This window comes from Tamlana crocina (genome assembly GCF_012037625.1).
The window spans coordinates 1-498 of the sequence record NZ_JAAVJS010000167.1 but is presented as its reverse complement, the minus strand read 5'-3'; the positions used below and the strand labels follow the sequence as shown (position 1 = coordinate 498).

General features: G+C 36.9%; 1 protein-coding gene. It reads right to left on the bottom strand.

The window, feature by feature from the left end:
- On the bottom strand, nucleotides 1–450 hold a 450-nt coding region (locus HC176_RS16150), incomplete at its 3' end, for a conjugal transfer protein TraK (protein ID WP_167920030.1).
- Nucleotides 451–498: the final 48 nt, after the last annotated feature.

Sequence of the window (498 nt, the reverse complement as noted above, 5' to 3'; positions counted from 1 at the left end):
CGTTCTAAAACTGTAAGCCCCGTGTTTTTCTTCGATTTGGGAATCGATGCTAAGCACCTTTTGAACTAGTGAATATTGCAACAAGCGATTATAAACACCATCCGCCTTTTTTTGTCGATAGAGGTTGTCCACAGAGCTATTGCCGAGCCATAGTGCCTTTTCCAAGTTCTTTTCATAATTGCTTGCATCGATGTTGTAGAAATAATTGTGAAAAAGCTGTAAATGAGCCAAGGCTTCAACTTTATAGTTTTCCTTTTGAGTAACAAGTTTTAATGGAATGATACTTCCATCGGTATTGATGGCAAAAGCATTGTTCAAGGCCTTTTTATTAATGTTATATGCCATCCAAACGGCAAAGAAGCTGGATAATGAGGAACAGATGATGACGGCCAAGACGATAAACCTATTTATTCTAAGGACGGCGTAAATATTTTTATAAGGTGTTTTCATTGTATTAGTTTTAGGCAGTAAATAATTTCAGGGTAAATGAAGTAGCGC